12 protein-coding genes and 1 tRNA gene are annotated in these 19,207 nt (G+C 61.7%); 11 read left to right on the top strand and 2 right to left on the bottom strand.

The genetic code is table 11. The features are described from left to right. Positions 1-88 precede the first annotated feature (88 nt). The 6 genes from KF841_11920 to KF841_11895 all read left to right on the top strand — a co-directional run bounded on the left by KF841_11920 (position 89) and on the right by KF841_11895 (position 8,741). Complete coding sequence (locus tag KF841_11920) at positions 89-472, top strand: hypothetical protein (protein MBX3396063.1); 384 nt, start codon at positions 89-91, stop codon at positions 470-472. 128 nt (positions 473-600) lie between these two features. Further along, a complete protein-coding gene (locus tag KF841_11915; protein MBX3396062.1) occupies positions 601-2,166 on the top strand; it encodes a TolC family protein in 1,566 nt (521 codons plus the stop codon). Next, the gene (locus KF841_11910) at positions 2,166-3,725 is read left to right on the top strand and encodes a hypothetical protein (GenBank protein ID MBX3396061.1); all 1,560 of its coding nucleotides are present in this window, start codon (positions 2,166-2,168) and stop codon (positions 3,723-3,725) included. Before KF841_11915 ends, KF841_11910 begins: the two co-directional genes overlap by 1 nt. A 4-nt stretch (positions 3,726-3,729) precedes the next feature. Continuing rightward, positions 3,730-6,996 carry an efflux RND transporter permease subunit gene (locus KF841_11905; GenBank protein ID MBX3396060.1) on the top strand — a complete coding sequence of 1,089 codons (3,267 nt, stop codon included), beginning with the start codon at positions 3,730-3,732 and terminating at the stop codon, positions 6,994-6,996. Further along, positions 6,993-7,505 (top strand): hypothetical protein, encoded by a 513-nt coding sequence (locus KF841_11900; GenBank protein ID MBX3396059.1) that lies wholly within the window; start codon positions 6,993-6,995, stop codon positions 7,503-7,505. The genes KF841_11905 and KF841_11900 overlap by 4 nt, the downstream gene beginning before the upstream one ends. A gap of 354 nt (positions 7,506-7,859) precedes the next feature. After that, positions 7,860-8,741, top strand: coding sequence for a hypothetical protein (locus KF841_11895; protein MBX3396058.1), 882 nt, complete (start codon positions 7,860-7,862; stop codon positions 8,739-8,741). Positions 8,742-8,887: 146 nt separating this feature from the next. Here the strand turns inward: KF841_11895 and KF841_11890 are convergent, their stop codons facing one another. Then, a complete protein-coding gene (locus KF841_11890; protein MBX3396057.1) occupies positions 8,888-9,409 on the bottom strand; it encodes an SRPBCC domain-containing protein in 522 nt (173 codons plus the stop codon). Between the two features lie 444 nt (positions 9,410-9,853). Between KF841_11890 and KF841_11885 the strand changes: the two genes are divergently transcribed. The 5 genes from KF841_11885 (at position 9,854) to KF841_11865 (ending at position 17,297) form a co-directional block, all read left to right on the top strand. Further along, positions 9,854-11,110, top strand: coding sequence for a hypothetical protein (locus KF841_11885; GenBank protein ID MBX3396056.1), 1,257 nt, complete (start codon positions 9,854-9,856; stop codon positions 11,108-11,110). 158 nt (positions 11,111-11,268) lie between these two features. Next, a tRNA-Ser gene (locus tag KF841_11880) sits at positions 11,269-11,359 on the top strand. 155 nt (positions 11,360-11,514) lie between these two features. Beyond that, on the top strand, positions 11,515-12,069 hold the full coding sequence (locus KF841_11875) for a sigma-70 family RNA polymerase sigma factor (GenBank protein MBX3396055.1): 555 nt from the start codon (positions 11,515-11,517) through the stop codon (positions 12,067-12,069). After that, positions 12,047-16,024, top strand: a complete 3,978-nt coding sequence (locus KF841_11870) for a protein kinase (GenBank protein MBX3396054.1) — start codon at positions 12,047-12,049, stop codon at positions 16,022-16,024. The genes KF841_11875 and KF841_11870 overlap by 23 nt, the downstream gene beginning before the upstream one ends. Before the next feature lie 193 nt (positions 16,025-16,217). After that, entirely contained in the window at positions 16,218-17,297 is a 1,080-nt protein-coding gene (locus tag KF841_11865; protein MBX3396053.1) for a hypothetical protein, read from the top strand. Positions 17,298-17,313: 16 nt separating this feature from the next. Here the strand turns inward: KF841_11865 and lepA are convergent, their stop codons facing one another. Next, positions 17,314-19,143: a translation elongation factor 4 gene (gene lepA / locus KF841_11860; GenBank protein ID MBX3396052.1), complete on the bottom strand. Its 1,830-nt coding sequence runs from the start codon at positions 19,141-19,143 to the stop codon at positions 17,314-17,316. Between the last annotated feature and the right edge of the window lie 64 nt (positions 19,144-19,207).

The raw sequence follows: 19,207 nt of genomic DNA, 5'->3' as shown, positions 1-19,207 counted from the left end.
CAAGCGCGCCGTGCCGTCGGCGAACAGGGACAGTTAAATTCGTATTGATAATTGACCGGGACAATCCAGCCGATAGGATTTACTAAGTATGTTTCCGCGAATGCTCGTCAACATCCTTGTATGCTGGATGATTGCATTCTGCCCGCTGATTTGCGGTGCGGAGACGGCCGCTCATGCGCGGGAACATTCACAGCCGGAATCCCGCCACGCTTCCCATCATCACTCGGGAGACTGCGCTGCGGAGCAGCAACAGGAGCGCGGCGCGCCATGCTCGCCGCATGATTGTATCTGCACCGCTGCCGCACGGGCGCCCAAGCCGATCGAAGCCCCGCCAATGGAGCTTTGCAATGCCACTTCGGAGTGTTACTCCACGGGCATCGATGAAATAAGGCCGACTGATCGCATCCTGACGATGGATCGGAGCTTTCACGAACTCATCGGCCTGCCTACCTGCGTTCCCCTTCTGATTTGATTCGCCGTCCGTATCCGCCACTGCTCCGCGCGTTGGGCCCGTCGCGCCACGCGATCGCACCATGACACGGCCGTGTCGTGGTCGTGAGATTGTCTACAACGGAACATGAACGCCAGCGAGTTATTCAGATGAATGATCAAAAACGCCGGCTCGCAATCTGCTTATCCGCCGCGCTTGCCCTATCGGGTTGCGCAACGGTGGAGCCACGCGCCGACTACGAACGGGCGAACCGGTACATTGCCGATGTAACGGGGCAGGACGCATCCTATAACCCGGCTGATGAAGCCGCTGCAAGCAAGCGCGTGGAAGCCCTGCTGGCTTCAGGATTGTCAGCAAGCGGCGCAGTCGAGCTCGCCCTGCTGAACAATCCGACGCTGCAAGCGGCGTATCGCAATGTCGGAATCGCATGCGCCGATGTGGTCCAATCCGGTTTGCTCGCCAATCCATCACTCGGGCTTTCGATACAGTTTCCCGAAGCCGGCGGCCGCTCCAACATTCAGGCCAGCCTCGCTCAGAACATCGTGGAACTCTGGCAGATTCCCGTTCGGCGCAAGGCCGCGGAGAAGGAACTTGACGCCGCCATACTCGATCTGGCCCGGCAGGCGGCCGAACTGACAACCGAAGTCCGACGTGCCTATTACGCGGCACTCTCGGCTGACGCCGTGCATGAGATCGCCCGGAAAAACGTCGCGGTCGCCGATCGACTGCTCGCTGTCGTGCAGGCACGCAAGGACGCGGGCAATGTCGGAGAACTCGACCTGAACCTCGCCCGTGGTACGACGCTCGAAGCCAAATTGGAACTGCAACAGGCCCGCCTCGCCGCGCACTCCGAACGCCGACGGCTTGCGACGCTGCTCGGGCTGACGTTGGCGGCCGAATCGCTCGAACTGACCGATTCGCTTACGACGCCCAAAACGCTCAGGATCAACGCTGACGCCGTCGTCGCGATGGCAAAGGCCAACCGGCTTGACCTGAGCGCGGCGCGCCGCCAAGCCGATTCCGCCGCCGCCCGATTGCACCTTGAATACCTCAAAATATTTCCCGAAATCTCGATCGGCCCGTTCCTTGAACGATCGGAACGCCGCGCGCTGGGCGGCCGAAAGCCATTTGCCGATGCGGCCCGCGCGTCCATCGCTGCCGGCACGCCGACGATTCCGGCGATTCAATCGCGCGGCGAGCGGAATCTGGAGCGACGACAGGAGATCAATGCCATTCTGGGGCCTTCGATCTCCATCACGCTGCCGATCTTCGATCAGAACCAGGCCCAGATCGCGAAAGCGGAGATCGAGCTTGAGAAGGCTCAAAAACAGCTGGAGGCGATCGATCGTGCGATCGTCCAGGAGGTCCGACAGCGCGTCGATCAGGCGCAGACGGCTTGCCACCTCGCGCGATTCTATGCAACGGACCTGACACCACAGGCCGACCGCAACCTCGAACTCTCGCAGGAAACATACCGCGCGGGCCGAACAAGCCTCATTGTCGTACTCGATGCACAGCGAATTCTACTCGCCGCACGGCGTTCGGGTGTGCTCGCCGAACAGAGCGCGGCCGCCGCGCTGGCCGATCTGGAGTTAAGTACCGGCAGGCCGCTTGAGGCAATACTCGCCGCTGCGGAACCCAACCCCGAAACGACCAATCGGCCCGACGACGCAGACGAGTCGAGGTCGGTGCCCGATACAGGAGGGCCGCGCTGATGAGTCCGCTAAACAAACGCGCAAGATCCGTCGACCGATTCACCGCCGGCGCTTCAGACCTGAGAATCCTGAAGGTGGGTTCATCGGTGCATGAGACTTCGGTCACAAGAATGCTCCTGTCGGTCTTGTTTTTGCTCTTGATTCCCGTTGGCTGCCGTTCCGAGAAGGATGGGTCGCGCGAGGAAAAGTCCATCGAACACAAAGCCCACGATGAGACGGAGCAGTCCGATCATGTCGATATTCCGGAGACGGTCCGGCGCAACCTCGGTATCACTTTCGCCAAAGTGGAACGGCGATCCGTGACCCGGACGCTGCGAATGCCGGGGCGTTTCGAGTTTCAGCCGCAGGCACGGAGAGAATATCGCACAATGCTGGGCGGCCGTGTCGAGCTGAAGGTCGCTCAATACCAGCACGTCGAGCCGGGAACAACACTCTACATGCTGGATTCTCCAGCGTGGCGAGAGTTGCAGCAGCGTCTGAGTGACACGGAGTCCAGCATTCAGCGTGCCGAGGCGCGCGTCGCATCCGTCGAACCGCTGATGCAGGCTCATCGACGCCACGAAGAGAATCTTCAGGTAAGCGTCGAGATATGGACCCGGCGACTCGAGCAACTGGAACAGTCCGGCGAGCCGGGGATCATCTCGGCGCAGGAGTTCGCGCAGGTTCGCGCCGCGCTTGCCGTCGCCCGGGCGGAGCTATCGGAGGTCCTCGAAAAGGAAGCTGAACTTGAAGCCCGAAATGCGGAAATGCGCTCCGAACTGGCCGCGGCCCGCGAACGGTTTCAACTGTTACTATTGAACGCAAGCTCTCTCGTCGGCATTTCGCGCGAGGAACTGATCGGACCGGCAGGCCCCGGCATGGAACGCCATGCAATTGACACCGACCCCGATCCGCACCGGCATCCCTACTGGCGCGAGATGGGCGTCGTCGAGGTAAAGGCAACGACTTCCGGCGTCGTCGAAACGCTCGCCCTTACCAACGGCGCGTGGGCCTCTGAATCCGACATCGTGCTTTCGACCGTCCAGCCGGAAATGCTCCGATTCCGGGCGAGGGGGTTGCAAAGTGACCTCGGGCGTCTTCATGACGGGCTACCGGCATCCATCGTGCCGCCAAGGGGCGGTTCGATCCCGGCCGATCAAACCATGTCCGGCACGATCATGCTCGGTGTCGCTGCCGATGCCGACGAGCGAACCGTCGAGGTTCTAATGACGCCGACGACGGTTCATTCCTGGGCGCGGCCCGGCGTGTCCGCTCATCTTGAAATAATCACAAATGCGGACGGCCGCGAGGAACTGGCCATCCCGCTCGCCGCGACCATTCACGACGGCATTCAGACGATCTTCTTCCGCCGCAATCCGAATGATTCCGACGAGGTGCTCAAGGTCGAAGCCGATCTCGGGCCGGACGACGGCCGCTGGGTCGTCGTTCGCAGCGGAGTCAGGGAAGGAGATGAAGTGGTCGTCGACGGCGCATATCAGCTCATGCTGGCCACGTCGGGCGGCGCGCAAAAGGGCGGTCACTTCCACGCGGACGGCACCTTCCACCAGGAAAAGGACTGACCCTATGCTCAAAAGGCTGATCGCATTCTCACTCGAGCGATCCGCGCTGGTCATCGGCGCCGCCGTGCTGTTTCTCGGCTATGCAGTCTACCGCGTGCCACAGATTCCCGTGGACGTCTTCCCGGAACTCAACGCTCCCACGGTCGTTGTCCTGACCGAAGCGGGCGGCCTGGCCGCCGATGAAGTCGAACAGTATGTCACTTTTCCAATTGAATCGTCGGTCAACGGCCTGCCGGGTGTGCGCCGAGTCCGGAGTTCGAGTGCCATCGGACTGTCTCTCGTTTGGGCTGAGTTCGACTGGGGCACCGACATTTTCCGCGCCCGCCAGCTAGTAACCGAACGGCTCTCCGCCGTCCGCGAGGCGCTTCCGGAGAACGCCCATGCGGAAATCACTCCCATCACGTCCATCACCGGCGAGATCATGCTGCTCGCATTGTCTTCGCCGGGAAACAAGGTCAGCAGGCTGGAGCTTCGCGCCTACGCCGAATTCGACCTGCGAAATCGCCTGATGGCCGTTCCCGGCGTCGCCCAGGTCGTCCCCATCGGAGGCGAACTGCCTGAGTATCAGGTCAACGTGCATCAGGACCGGCTGTCGCTGTACGGGCTAACCGTCCACGATGTCGTCGAGGCGGCGCGCGGCGCCCACAGCACCGCGGCCGCCGGCTACCTGCCGAATGTCGATCGTCAGGAACTTCCGATACGTCAGGCAGCACGCGTACAGAAGGTCAGTGACATCGCCAACAGCCTCATCAAGTATCACCATGGCTCCCCCGTGCTGATCGGACAAGTCGCCGATGTTGAGTTGGGACCTGCTCCGGCTCGTGGTACCGCCGCGGACAGCGCCCGGCCCGCGGTCGTTCTCAGCGTGCAGAAATCGCCGGGTACCAACACGCTGTTGTTGACTGAACAGATCGACCGCGCGCTGGATCAGATCGAAAAATCAATGCCGGACGGGATCGTCCTCAACCGGAAGGTGTTTCGGCAGTCGGCGTTCATCCAGCGATCAATCGACAACCTACAGCGTCTGTTGATTGAGGCCAGCGTCATTGTCGCGGCGATACTCGTACTGTTTCTGCTCAACATCCGTACTACGCTCATTACGCTCAGCGCGCTGCCGCTCTCGATGGCTGTCGCCATGCTGACATTGGACTACTTCGGTCTGACCGTGAATGTCATGACGCTCGGCGGGCTGGCGATCGCGATCGGCGAGCTCGTCGACGACGCCATCATCGACGTCGAGAACGTCTTTCGACGCCTTCGGGAGAACGGCCACCGATCACCCGAGGAGCGCCGCCCCTTCGTACAGGTGATTTACGACGCCAGCAACGAGATCCGAAGCTCCGTCGTCTTCGCGACGATTCTCATCGTGCTCGTTTTCACGCCGTTTCTGTTCATGCAAGGGCTTGAGGGGCGGTTCTTCCGGCCCATGGGAATCACCTACATCGTCTCCATTCTTGCGTCGCTGTTCATCGCGCTGACGGTCACGCCCGCGTTGTGCAAGTACCTTCTGCGCGGCCGTCTCGGCGGATACACCCATGCGGACGGTCCGCTCGTGCGATGGCTCAAGCGGCTCTATGAACCCTCGCTCCGATGGGCCCTGCACAAACGCGGTCGCGTTCTTGGTTCGGCCTTCCTGGTGACGATTGCCGCGATTGGGCTCGGCGCCACCTACGGAACGAGTTTTCTCCCGGCATTCAACGAGGGAACATTCACCGTGTTTCTGATGGCGCCTCCCGGCACGTCGCTGTCTGAGAGCGACCGCCTCGCACGCGGCATCGAGCAAAGACTCATCGACCTGGAAGGCATCGAAAGCGTAACGCGACGTACCGGCCGCGCTGAACGCGACGAGCATGCGGAACCCGTCAGCAATTCCGAGATTGAAGTCACCATGCATCCGGGAGCGGACAAGTCGCGTGTGCGTCGAGAAATTGACGACATCCTGCGCGATGTCCCAGGCATCACCACGACCGTCGGTCAGCCGATCGAGCACCGTCTGTCGCACATTCTCTCCGGAACGCCGGCGGCAATCGCCATCAACGTGTATGGCGATGACCTGGCACGGCTCCGCAGGATCGCCAGTGAAATCGAATCAGAGCTCAGGCAGGTTCCCGGCACGCGCGACATCGCCGCAAACCGCGAAGTGATGGTCACGTCGCTGCCTATCCGATACCGACCGCATGATCTGGCCGCCGCAGGCCTGACACCCGCATCAGCCGCCGAGCAGGTGCAGCAGGCCCTTTACGGCGAAACCGTCGCCGAGGTCAACCAGGGAGTGCGTCGCTATCAACTGGTGGTGAGGCTGGCGCCAGAGGAACGGGAACGCGTCGAACAGGTGCGCGATCTGCAATTGCGGGGTCTGGGCGGCGCGACTGTACGCCTCGCCGAAGTCGCGGATATCGGCCCCGAACGAACAAACAATCTCATCGCACGCGAAAATGCCCAACGAAAGGCCGTCATTTCATGCAACGTCGCGGACGGATTCAACCTCGGCCAGCTCGTCGAGCAGGTGCGAAAGCGCGTGGACCCGATTGTTCATCAGGCCGGATACGCAGTCCATTACGGAGGTCAGTTCGAAGCGCAGCAGTCCGCATCGAGAACGATAGTTGTCGCGGGACTGGGCGTCATCGTCGTCATGGTTATGCTCCTGCAGATCTCGACCGGCTCGCTCCGTGCCGCGTTGCTCGTGATGCTTAACCTGCCGTTGGCGATGATCGGCGGCATCGCGGCCGTCTATCTCACCGATACGTCGAATCCCCTGCGCAATACGCTTGCACTGTTCGGATTGTCTGAACTGCATTACCAGCCGCCGGTCATTTCCATCGCCAGCATGGTCGGCTTCGTCACGCTCTTCGGCATCGCCGTGCGCAACGGCATCCTGCTTGTGAATCACTACCGGCATGTGCTCGACGAGGATGCCGCCGCAAATCGCTCCGGGACAGGCTGCCTTGATGAAGCCGTGATCCGAGGTTCGATGGAACGGCTCGTCCCCATTCTGATGACGGCGCTCAGTGCCGCGCTGGGACTGGTGCCACTGGCATTGCACATGGGCCAACCCGGCAGCGAACTGCTCGCTCCGCTGGCGATCGTCGTGCTGGGCGGACTCATCACGTCCACTTTCCTGAATCTGATCGTCGTGCCGGCGGGCTACTCGCTGGTCTTCACCGGCCGCAGCCTGCCCGGCCAAAGTGGCGTGCAGGATGCTCCGGCTTCGCTGGACCATTCCGATCGCATCGAGGCCGATTCCAACCCACGCGAGGATCACAAATTATGAACCGAATCGCTTACAGCCTCCTCGTCGCATGTCTTGTCTCTGGCACTTCCTGCGACCGGAAGCCGGTGGCTACGCCCGGATCGCAGACTCCCGGGACGCGCCAGCAGTCATCGACCCAATTAGAGAATGCCGATCGGCCGGAAGGCTCCAAGACCCATCATGAAGTACAATCGATTCCGCTCGGATCAACGGTTGTCGATGGCCTCACCGTCCGAGCGACGCGTGATCCGGGCGAACTCATGCCCGGCGGCGAGGCTGCGGTCGATGTCTGGATCACCCTGCCGGAAGGCAGACCACCGAAGGACACCATCGTTCGGTTCTGGATCGGCCACGAGGACGCCCGAGGCGCATTGAAGGCGAAGGCGGACATCGAGGATCCGAAGGAGCCATCGCACTGGCACACCCACGTTGAAGTGCCGGAGGACTTGTCACCGACAGTTCGGCTATGGGTGGAGATTGACACGAGAGGCCAGCCGCTTCGGACCGTTTCGTTCGAACTCGGGACATGACACCCCGGCCGACCGATGACCTTACAATGCGCCGCCTATTCGGCGCACGCACTCCGTGGTCGTCGGCGCCCCGTTCCTACCGGACGCGGCGATTCGCAAAAAAGAGTTCTTGACCGACACCTGGGCATATTGGATATAGAGAGTAGATAAAACCCGCACAAATATCCTCCCCCGGACTCTTCTCGAATGAGGCGCGGTATGGAAGCACGCTACGGCCCTTACCCGTGTTGCTTTGCGCTCATCCTCGTCGCGGCGGCACTCGGTGCGTCGTCGTTCGTCGCGTGCGAGAATTCAATCGGTTTAATCGACCTGCCTGGAAATTCAAATGCCTCAAACGCCAATAACAACGGCGGCCTGACAACCGACCCGAACGGTTCAGGGAATACTGATATCGGTTCGTTGCAGGTTTTCCCGCCGGATAACCCATGGAATCAGGATGTTTCGACGCTTCCTGTGCATCCGAATTCGGCGAATTTTCTGGCGTCGATGGGCCTTGATACCGGCCTGCATCCCGACTTCGGGACAGTCTACGAGGGCGCGCCGATCGGGATTCCGTTCGTGGTCGTCGATGGTAACCAGCCGAAGGTCTCGTTGACGTTCGACTATGCCGATGAAAGCGACGCGGGGCCGTATCCCATTCCGCCGGATGCTCCCATCGAGGGCGGGCCGAACGGCGACGGTGATCGACATATCATCGTCGTTGATACCGAAAACAAGCTGCTTTACGAGTTGTACGATGCCCATCGAAATGGGATCAACTGGTCCGCCGGCTCCGGCGCGATCTTTGATCTGACATCGAACGCCCTGCGGCCGGCGGGATGGACGTCGGCCGATGCCGCCGGATTGCCGATCTTCCCCGGTCTGGCTCGTTATGATGAGATTGTCATTCGAGGCGAGCTGACGCACGCGCTTCGGTTCACCGTTTCACAGACGCAACGCGCCTATGTGTCTCCGGCACGGCACTTCGCCAGTTCGTCCACAAACGCGAATCATCCGCCAATGGGGCTGCGCGTGAGGCTTCGGTCGGACTTCAACGAATCCGCTTTTCCATCGAGCGTGCAGGTGATACTGCGCGGATTGAAGAAATATGGCATGATAGTCGCGGATAATGGCTCGAACTGGTACATCTCGGGAGCGCCCGATCCGCGGTGGAACGACGACGAACTAGGCCGACTGCGCGAAGTGAAGGGACGCGACTTCGAAGTCGTGTACACCGGCGAACCCACAACAAGGTAGCCGGTGGCCGGCGCGCCCGGAAAACCATCCCGAAACTCCACCGCGTGATCGCCCGATGAGTCAGCCTCCCAGCGGGCCGCTTCAAGCTGATCGTTGAACATCAGAAACGGCGTAATCTTGTTCATTGCCGGGCCTCCCGGAGCCTGTCATTTGCAGTTCGCAAGAATTCCATCGAGCGCGTCGTAGCCCGCCGCCACGCCATGTTCCATGCCTGATGCCAGCGCTCCGTCACGACCTTCCTTCGTCGGGAAAAGCAGCGTCATTTTCAAATGGGTCTTCCCGCCCTGTTCAAGCAACTCCAACGTTGCCAGAAGCTCCCACGGATCGCCGCTCGAATCGCCCGCGCCGCATCCGCCGCCCGGTCCCATCTCCATGCGCTCGGTGTGGACGATCTTCGCCGGCGGACTCACCTCGCGGTGCTCGCCCCAGATCGTCAATGCCAATTGTCCGTCCGGACCGCTCCACGCCCAGCGAAACTTTCCGCCGACGCGCACGTCCATTTCGCATTCCGCCCAATTCCAGCCCGGGGGCATGAACATCCAGCGTCGGACCAGGTCCGGCTGGGTCATGGCATTCCAGACCAGGTGGCGCGGCGAATCGAATACCCGCGTCATGACAATTTCGAGATCGGTGGGGGTTGTCACCTTCAACTTGTGCGCCGTCTCCATTCATAGACTCCTTCCGCGTATCGTGAGCGAACCCGCATTGCCGAATTCGCCCGCAAACAATTGCCAAATCTGATTATTGCTCAGCGCTCCGGAGGAGCGCCACAACTCAAAATCAAGCAACTTATTTCAAACCACTTGGTTTAATATAACAGCCGCAACTTTATTGTCAACCTATTGGTTTAATATTTTTCCGTTCCACTGGCCCATGCGAACCATCCGAAGCTAACCCGCACCCCGGATACAACCGGCCCACGCCCGAAACCTTGATCCGCGCGGCATCGAACGGACCAACGACACGAACGGGATGACGGCCCCGGCACCAGAAGCCGCAGATTCGGCCCATGCCCGATGCTCACCTGGCGATACGGTTGACACTCGCCTTCCCTCTTCCGTAGATTGATGCCTCAGTGCGGGCACCGCAACCTATCTACGGAGAGCTACACGATGCACCAGCCGGTCCGTCTCGTTCGCAATCTGTCGTTCGTCGTCGTCACCCTGATTATGACGCTGAGCTTCCAGCGCTCGGCCAGCGCAATCGATGGAACCCCGACGTGGCTGTACTCACCTGTCGGCGCGCCTCCGGCGAACATGTTCATTTCATCGCCCTCGCTGGCGTTTGATCATTACGGCGTGCCTTCGGTCGCATGGTCCGTCACCCACAACACCGGCGTCGGCAACACGGTCTATCGCTCGAACACATCCGGATTGGGTTTCTGGACCCACCACACCGTCGAAGCCACGACGGGGGCCGGAATTTTGACATCGCTCTCGTTTGATCGCTCCGAGCGCCCCACCGTCGCATGGGTCAATGGTGACGGAGTCGTCAAAACACTGTTCAACAACACAACGCTTCAGACCATCGCCGCCTCCGGTGCGAACGTCAATCGCCCCGCGCTCACTATCTCGCACGACCTGACCGGCACACTCCGCGGCATTTACTCCACGCAGACGGCCGGCGGCATGATGGGCTTCAGCGGCGCGAATGGCAGCCACACAACCGGGTCGCTCGGAACCCTTCCGGGCGTCTCGAATGTGTTTGATCTCCGGCTCACCACGGATCACACCGGCCGGCGCCATGCAATCGCGGGCGCCCGTCTCACTTCGGGAGCAAACGCCGTCATCGTCGCCTCCGAACCGATCAGCGGCGGTTCATGGACTTCATCCATTCTTGCGACGGCTGATGACGTCAAGGGGGTCGCCATCGCCACCAGTCCGACGGACGGGAAGATCGCGCTGGCCTACACCACGCTGGATTCGACGACGAACACTTCGCGGCTCATGTACGCAAAGTCCACCGGAACCATGCTGGTGACAACGCAGGTCCAGTCGTCCACGACAGCCGTCTTCGAGGACATCGACCTGGCATTCGACCGCTCGGACGGACGGCCGGCAATCGCGTATGAACAGAAAGTCACTTCCCCCTTCGCACAGCAGATTCAGTTCGCCTACATGAATGCGAGCAGCGTCTGGCAGACGAGCCTGATCGACGCAACCGCCTCGCTCGACAATGCGATGGGACTGCCGCGGCGGCCGTCACTCGCCTTCGACGATTACGGCACGAGTTGGCCGGCCGTGGCGTACATCGATGCCGACGGCTCTCTCATGGTCGCGTTTGACCCGCCGGGCGCCGCGCCCGAGCCGGCGGCGTTGGCACTCCTTGCCATGTGCGTGTTCCCGCTCGCCCGTCGAAGGCGAGCCTGAGGCGCCCCGACAAGGCACGATCTGGCCTGAAGTTACTCAATTCCCTTTTTGTTGACCCCCCGGTCCGCTCCGATAGAATAGCACGACTCGACCCGTCCGAGGCGCGCACACCGGTTGCCGGCCTTGGTCGTGTCGCAAGTTGGAAACCAGAACAGCCCGGAGAGGTGGCTGAGTGGCTTAAAGCAACGGTTTGCTAAACCGTCGTACGGGCTTAAACCCGTACCGGGGGTTCGAATCCCCCCCTCTCCGTTTCCCCCTGTCCCTATTCATTCCAGCGCCGGCCAATTCAATCGCCCACCGCGATGACGGTACCGAGTCACCTCAACCAGACCGGCTGATTCCGCCCGGCCGATCGGCTATCATGATGGCCCGGGTCCAAAGCAACCACATCAGGGAGCGCCGCTGTGCCTGATACACCCCTCGACCGCAACGACGGCCTGTTCGCCGAAGTCTACAATCAACTTCGACACATTGCGCAGCGAAAGCTCGCGATGGAACGCAAGGATCACACACTTCAGCCCACCGCACTTGTGAATGAGGCATGGATGCGGCTCCAGGGGGCAAACGGACCCGAAAACGTGACCAACCGCGCACACTTCTTCGCGACGGCGGCACAGGCCATGCGACGCATTCTCATCGAGCACGCCCGCGCACGAGGCGCAATCAAGCGAGGCGGCGGCGCCCGCCCGGCCCGGTTCAACGACCTCATCGATCTCGCACGAGACGAGAATCTTTCGAACGCGCTTGTACTCGATGACCTGATTTCGCGCTTGGAACAAGAGGATGCCCGCGCGGCGAGCGTCGTCTGCATGCGATTCTTCGCGGGACTCAGCCATGAGGAGACCGCCGAAGCACTCGGCGTCTCCGTCGGCACGGTCAAGAACGACTGGAACTTCGCCCGTGCCTGGCTCAAGGCCCAATGGGAGGCATCGCCGAATGACTCAGCCGACAGCCAATGACAACCCCGAACGGGAAAGATCCGCCAAGGAGATTTTCGCCGAGGCGATCAAACTTCCGCCGGATGAGCGAGCGGCTTTCCTCGAGGTCTCGTGCGCCGGCAACGTCACTCTGCGACAAAAGGTGGACGCGCTCATCGCGGCCTTCGATCAGGTCGACGACTTCATGAGCGCCCCCACCGGCGGGGGCGGCGCCCGGATTCGCCCCCCGGCCGACTGGGCTGATGCCGGAGCCGCCAGAAGTGGAAGTCACCGGGCGTCCGGGGCAGACACCGATTCCCAATCCACCCGCCTCGCCCAAGGGCAAACGGGCAACGAACAAGTCGGGCAGGTTCTCGGGCGATACAAACTACTGGAGAAAATCGGCGAGGGCGGATTCGGCACCGTCTGGGTCGCGGAACAGACAAAGACCGTCCGACGCAAAGTCGCGATCAAGATCGTCAAAGCCGGCATGGACACGCGCGAAGTGCTCGCCCGCTTCGAGGCCGAGCGGCAGGCGCTGGCCGTCATGGACCATCCGAACGTCGCCCGGGTTTTCGACGCCGGCGCGACCGCCTCGGGCCGACCCTACTTCGTGATGGAGTTCGTCCCGGGCGTTCCCATCACCACCTACTGCGACTCTGCCCGATTGAAAATTCGAGACCGCCTCGGCCTCTTCATGGACATCTGCAGCGCCGTTCAACATGCCCATCAGAAGGGCGTGATCCATCGCGACCTGAAGCCCGGCAACATTCTCGTGACGCTGCTGGACGGCAAGCCGGTCCCGAAGGTGATCGACTTCGGAATCGCAAAAGCCACCATCGGCAAGCTGACGGAGCACTCGCTCTACACCGAGATGGGCCGGCTCATCGGCACCCCGGAATACATGGCGCCGGAGCAGGCGGGCACCACCGGGCTTGATATCGACACGCGGGCCGATATCTATTCGCTCGGTGTACTGCTCTATCAACTACTGACGGGCACACTGCCCTTCGACGCGGCCACCCTGCGCGGCGCGGGCATTGATGGACTGGCGCGCATCATCAAGGAGCAGGAACCGCCCAAGCCCAGTACACGGCTCTTGACGCTCACCACGGAGAAGGTCAATCGCACGAAAAACGCAACGCCGGAGACGATCCGAAAAACCCACGACACCGACATTCGAGCACTGACCAGGGAACTTCGCGGCGATCTCGACTGGATCGTGATGAAAGCGATCGAGAAGGATCGCACCCGACGCTACGAAAGCGCCAGCGCCTTCGCCGCCGATCTGCAACGTCACCTGACCGGTGAACCGGTTGTCGCCGCGCCGCCGAGCCTCGCCTATCGCGCAAGCAAGTTCGTGCGAAAGCACCGAGGCCCCGTGACGGCCGTGTCGGCGATTGGCGCGGTCCTGATCGGCGCCACGATCGGCCTGACCGCGATGTATCGCCACGCTCGGCAAAACGCGCGGGAGGCCGAGGAGCAGACCAGGATCGCAAAGTCGAACGAGTCCCGCGCTGTCGAGGAGTTTGAACGCGCGGAGACTGCGATGGCTTCCCTCGAAAAGGAACGCCAGCGCGCGGAACTCGAGGAATACATCGCAAAAATCGGCGCGGCACAACTCACCATGTCCGTGCACAGCTGGCCGGAGGCGCGGGCGCGGCTGGATTCCTGCCCGCCGAACATGCGTGGCTGGGAGTGGCGCTACCTGCGGTCCAAGGCGGAGGTGATTCACCTGACCTTGCCTGGCTGCTCGCCCACTGTTAGCCCGGATGGCAAGCTCGTGCTGACACGGTCAGAAGACAAGACCGCGAAGCTCTGGGACGCCGACACCGGCCAGCAGCACGGCGAAACCATGCGACACGAGCGTTCGGTCAACAGCGCCGTCTTCAGCCCGGATGGCAAGCTCGTGCTGACTGCGTCAAGCGACGACACCGCGAAGCTCTGGGACGCCGACACCGGCCAGCAGCACGGCGAAACCATGCGACACGAAGACTGGGTCTCCGGCGCCGTCTTCAGCCCGGATGGCAAGCTCGTGCTGACACGCTCAAGCGACAAAACCGCGAAGCTCTGGGACGCCGACACCGGCCAGCAGCACGGCGAAACCATGCGACACGAAGGCTGGGTCTCCGGCGCCGTCTTCAGCCCGGATGGCAAGCTCGTGCTGACACGGTCAGAAGACAAGACCGCGAAGCTCTGGGACGCCGACACCGGCCGGCAGCACGGCGAAACCATGCGACACGAGCGTTCGGTCAACAGCGCCGTCTTCAGCAGGGATGGCAAGCTCGTGCTGACACGCTCAAGCGACAAAACCGCGAAGCTCTGGGACGCCGACACCGGCCGGCAGCACGGCGAAACCATGCGACACGAGCGTTCGGTCAACAGCGCCGTCTTCAGCAGGGATGGCAAGCTCGTGCTGACAGGGTCAGAAGACAAGACCGCGAAGCTCTGGGACGCCGACACCGGCCGGCAGCACGGCGAAACCATGCGACACGAGCGTTCGGTCAACAGCGCCGTCTTCAGCAGGGATGGGGGAGAGATCATCACGGCCGAGAATAGGACGATATCGACATGGGACCTTTCTGGCGCGTTGCTGGACACATATCGAACTCTTACCGATGCAAATTGTCCGGAAATTCGACTTAAGGCAGAGGCCCCATTCAACTTCGTCTTCGCCGAAGAATATGACCAAACCAGGTCGTACATGCTTCGCCTCCCGCTGCAAGACGATCCCGAAAAACCGCTTCCGGCCCTGGACCTCGACATTGAGATTGCGCATCTGATGCAGTCTGATCCCGGCACCGGCACATCGAACGCATTTCACGGCTCCGAAACCTTTTCCATGAGCGCAGTCAGCCCCGACGGGCTTCGGCGGGTCATCGCGAATCCGGATCAATCGTTGCGGATATTCGGCCGCTTGCCGGATCAATCGGCCCTTCGCGGGAATCCGGCCAGCCTGCCTGCCCCGGAAGACCGCGAACTGGCGATAATTCGCCTCGACCGACGTCCCGTCGGATTGTCCCTCTCGCCCGACGGGGCCCAACTGATTGTTCGCCTTGATGATGAAACCGCCGTCGTGCTCGACAGCCGGTCGCCGGAAGCGCGTCGAGCCGATCGGGTACTGCGAAGCGACGAGCTCCGCGCGGCCGCTCCTTTCGTCGATGATCTGCTCGCCAAGCCGGAGCCGCCCGCGAGCGAACTGCGACAGCGGATACGTGGCGAGCCGGGTGTTTCGCCACTACGGAAGCTGGCGCGCCTCAAGCAACTGGATTTACGCGTGGCGGAAATCAACCAGAAAACCAACAATGTCTTGGCCTCCCTTAAGAAAAAGCACCTAATCGCGGCGCGGGTCCGCGCCGCGGCCGCGGCGTGGGATGGCGACGGCCATAATACGCTCACCGCTTTTTCGGCTCGACTGCATCGCGACCTGATCGTGCAAGCCGGGATGTGGGCCCCCACGGGCGATGAGCTGAATTCGGCGGCGTGGGAAATTGTCAGTGATCCGACCGAATCGCCCGAGCGTGTAGCGGCGGCCTTGGAGGCCGTGGGCCAGGCCGCCAAGCAACAGCCGGATGACGCCGATATCCTTAGTACGCTTGGCGTGGCACACTATCGAGCCGGTAACTATCCCGAGGCGATCGAAGCACTGGAGAAGTCTGAGCGGCAATATGCAAAAGGCAGGAATCCCGAAGCGCCGCCGACGGATCCGCAGGAGCCCGTCAACTGGGCGTTTATTGCGATGAGCCAGATGAAACTCGGCCGGACTGCGGAAGCCCAAACCGCACGCGAACGCCTCGTCCTTCTGATGAAGGACCCGGATAACGCAGAGGACGACGATTACCAGGCCTTCCTGAAAGAAGTTGAAGCCCTGGTCCCCAATTCCCCGCCGTGGTGGATGAGACAGGACGAAGCGACCACCCAGCCGGCCGACGGGGCGCAGGCGGCCGCCACACAGCCGGCCACATCCCAGCCGGACGACGCGTCATCGAAGGATTGACCGGCAGCCGGGCGCCTGCTTGGACTGCGGCCCCATTCGACCTTGGCTCGACGCCGTGGGCGCAAAATTCTTGTCTTTTTTTCAGGCCGGATTGCCCGGCCGGTCCGGATTTCTCGCTAGTCAGGGTGTGATTCGCGACGGTCGCGGCGGCAGTCGCATTTGCATGTATTCACTTGCGAGAGAGGACATATCCATGTTCGATAAATTAAACCCAGGCAGGTCAACACGATGGAGCCTTCGGCGGGACAACCCGGGGCGCGTCGTTCGGCTCGCGGTGCTTTGCGGGCTTTCGCTCGTGATCGCCCAGCCGGAGTTCGTCGCCGCGCAGGGCGGACGACGATCGAGCCGCCCGCGCGAAAAGCGCGTGGAACGAGCGAGAGGTTCGTCCTTCAAAATCGAGCCTTACGGTCTTGAGCTGCACGAACCGCTTGTCGGGGAATGCCTCGAACTGCTTGAATCCGGAAATCTCGAAGAGGCCGTTCAGAAGTTGGAGTCCGCCATTGCCGAATGGCCGCGGGGCGCGAATCTTGAGCCGTTGAATGAACTGCGTCTTGGTCTGGGCCTGTGCCTGCTTCGCGCGGGTCAGACGAAATCGGCACTGAAGAGCTACCTGAATCCGCTGGGTCGCATGCGAAACGGCTCGTCCGTGGTACCGCGCGCGAAGCTCACCTGGGCGATCTGCCAGCGCATGGGGCCGCCAGTCGAGGGCAGAATTCCGCTTCAGTCGCCGGAATCATGGGAACAGTACCTCTTGCAGGCGGCAAAACAGCGCGGTGAAGAGCTGGTCAAAGCGCACGCGGAACGCGCCCGGCTCGTCGAAAAAGGGTTGTGGAAGAAACTCAACACGATCCCCGACAAAACGACCGAACTCTGGGAACAAGTTTATTGCGTGCGAACGGCCGACATGGAACGGGAAGGCCCGCCCATTGCGCGTGCCCACATGGAGGCACTGGCCGATCAGGTTAATCTCGTGAACGATCAGATTGATGCCGGGGTTCGGCAGCTTCAGGCGATGCGAGCTGTTGCGATGCAGCCGGCGATCGTGTCGCCTCCACGCGGCCGGCGCTTTCGCCGTCAGGCCGTCGCGCCCGCGCCGATCGACAAGCAGAAGTACAACCGCATCTGCCAGGAGGTGCGCGAAGCGTGGAAGTTCGGGAACTCGCTGGTGAGCAAGTACCGGGCCCTCGAAGCGCAGGAGCCTTACGGCCTGACCATCCCCGCGGATGTTCGAATGCGAATCCCCCAGGGCGAGCTGCCCCGGCCCATGCGATAACGTCGCCCGGCGGGAGTTACTCTTCGCTTGAATCCAGCACAGCCATGAATGCAGATTGCGGAATGGTGACGTTCGCAATCTGCTTCATGCGCTTTTTACCTTCCTTCTGTTTTTCGAGGAGCTTGCGCTTGCGGGATACGTCACCGCCGTAGCACTTCGCCGTGACGTCCTTGCGCAGCGCCTTGATGGTCTCGCGGGCGATGATCTTTCCGCCGATCGCCGCCTGGAGCGGCACCTCAAACAAATGGCGGTCGATTTCCTTTCGCAGGCGCATCAACATCTTCCGGCCGCGGTACTCCGCCCGCGAGCGATGCACGATGATGCTCAACGCGTCGACGACGGTTCCGTTCACGAGAATGTCGAGCTTGACGAGGTCATCCCGGCGAAAGCCTGTGAGCTCGTAGTCCATGGTCGCATAGCCGCTGGTGACACTCTTGAGCCGGTCGAAATAGTCGTAAATGACCTCCGCGAGGGGAAAATCGTAGATGATCAGCGCGCGTTCCGGTGAAAGATACTCGGTGCGTTTGTAGATGCCGCGCCGGTCTTCCGACAGGCCCATGACATTGCCGATGAATTTCGCGGGGGTAATGATCTCGGCCTTGACGTAGGGCTCGCGAATCTCCTCCACCTTGTCCATGCCCGGCAGATCGGCCGGCGACTCGATCGTGATGACCTTTCCGCCGCGCAGCAGCACTTCGAACCCGACCGTGGGCGCGGTCTGCACGACATCGACGTCACTCTCGCGTTCGAGTCGTTCCTGGATGATCTTCATGTGCAGCAGGCCGAGAAATCCGCAGCGGAAGCCGGTGCCGAGCGCCGCGCTGGCGACCGGCGAGAAGTTGAAGCTGGAGTCGTTGAGCCAGAGTTGCTCCATCGCTTCGCGCAGCTCCGGACTCGTCGTGCCCGGGCCCGGATAAAAATCGCAGAACACCATCTGCTGCGGCGGCATGTAACCCGGCAGGGCTTCGTCGCAGGGGTCGCTGTCCATCGTGATGGTGTCGCCGATGTGCACGTCATGGATGGTCTTGATGCCGGCAAAGACGTAACCCACCTGCCCCGGCGCCAGCTCAGTCCGGCTCTGCATCTTCGGCCGAAACACGCCCAGATCAGTGACCTGATAGGTGCGTTGAGCGGCCATCAGCTTGATCTTGTCACCCTTGCGGAGCGTGCCATCGACGACGCGAACATGGCACACGACGCCGCGATGCGGATCGGACTTGGCGTCGTAAATCATCGCCTTGAGCGGCCCCGTCGTGCCGACCGGCGAGGGAATCTGCTCAACGATGGCCTTGAGGATGTCATCGACACCGACGCCGGTCTTGGCGGATGCGAAGATCGCCTCGTCCGCGGGCAGAGCAAGAACCTGTTCCAGTTCCAGCGCGATGTCCTCGGGGCGGGCCGAAGGCAGATCGATCTTGTTGATGACCGGTATGATCGTCAGGTTGGCGTCGATCGCCTTGTAGGCATTGGCCAGCGTTTGCGCCTCAATACCCTGCGAAGCATCCACCAGCAGCAGCACGCCTTCACACGCCGCCAGCGCCCGGCTGACCTCGTAGTGGAAATCAACGTGGCCCGGCGTATCGATCAGGTTAAGCATGTAACGGCCGGCCGGAAGCTGCCGGGCGCGCTTCGGATCCGAACCGGGAAAATCGTAATCGAGCGTACAGCGGTTGGCCTTGATCGTGATGCCCATTTCGCGCTCGAGGTCCATGTCGTCGAGTATCTGATCGCGAAATTCGCGCTGTGTGATCGCGCCGCAGCGCAGGAGCAGCCGATCAGCCAGCGTGCTCTTGCCGTGGTCGATGTGTGCAATAATGGAGAAGTTCCGAATCCGCGTGATTTCCATACGCGAATTCTAACCGCGAAAGGACTCCGCGTAACGCCGCTCCAATGGGATGCGTTGCCCGAGC

The organism is Phycisphaerae bacterium (assembly GCA_019636475.1).
Taxonomy (GTDB): domain Bacteria; phylum Planctomycetota; class Phycisphaerae; order UBA1845; family UTPLA1; genus JADJRI01.
Note: the sequence above shows the minus strand (reverse complement) of the source record. Positions and strands in the feature narration are given on the sequence as shown.

Bases quoted from the DNA above. Each gene is read 5' to 3' on its own strand.
- KF841_11890 (MBX3396057.1), bottom strand. From the start codon at position 9,409: ATGGAGACGGCGCACAAGTTGAAGGTGACAACCCCCACCGATCTCGAA.
- KF841_11865 (MBX3396053.1), top strand. From the start codon at position 16,218: ATGTTCGATAAATTAAACCCAGGCAGGTCAACACGATGGAGCCTTCGG.
- KF841_11900 (MBX3396059.1), top strand. From the start codon at position 6,993: ATGAACCGAATCGCTTACAGCCTCCTCGTCGCATGTCTTGTCTCTGGC.
- lepA (MBX3396052.1), bottom strand. From the start codon at position 19,143: ATGGAAATCACGCGGATTCGGAACTTCTCCATTATTGCACACATCGAC.
- KF841_11885 (MBX3396056.1), top strand. From the start codon at position 9,854: ATGCACCAGCCGGTCCGTCTCGTTCGCAATCTGTCGTTCGTCGTCGTC.
- KF841_11870 (MBX3396054.1), top strand. From the start codon at position 12,047: ATGACTCAGCCGACAGCCAATGACAACCCCGAACGGGAAAGATCCGCC.
- KF841_11910 (MBX3396061.1), top strand. From the start codon at position 2,166: ATGAGTCCGCTAAACAAACGCGCAAGATCCGTCGACCGATTCACCGCC.
- KF841_11920 (MBX3396063.1), top strand. From the start codon at position 89: ATGTTTCCGCGAATGCTCGTCAACATCCTTGTATGCTGGATGATTGCA.
- KF841_11915 (MBX3396062.1), top strand. From the start codon at position 601: ATGAATGATCAAAAACGCCGGCTCGCAATCTGCTTATCCGCCGCGCTT.
- KF841_11905 (MBX3396060.1), top strand. From the start codon at position 3,730: ATGCTCAAAAGGCTGATCGCATTCTCACTCGAGCGATCCGCGCTGGTC.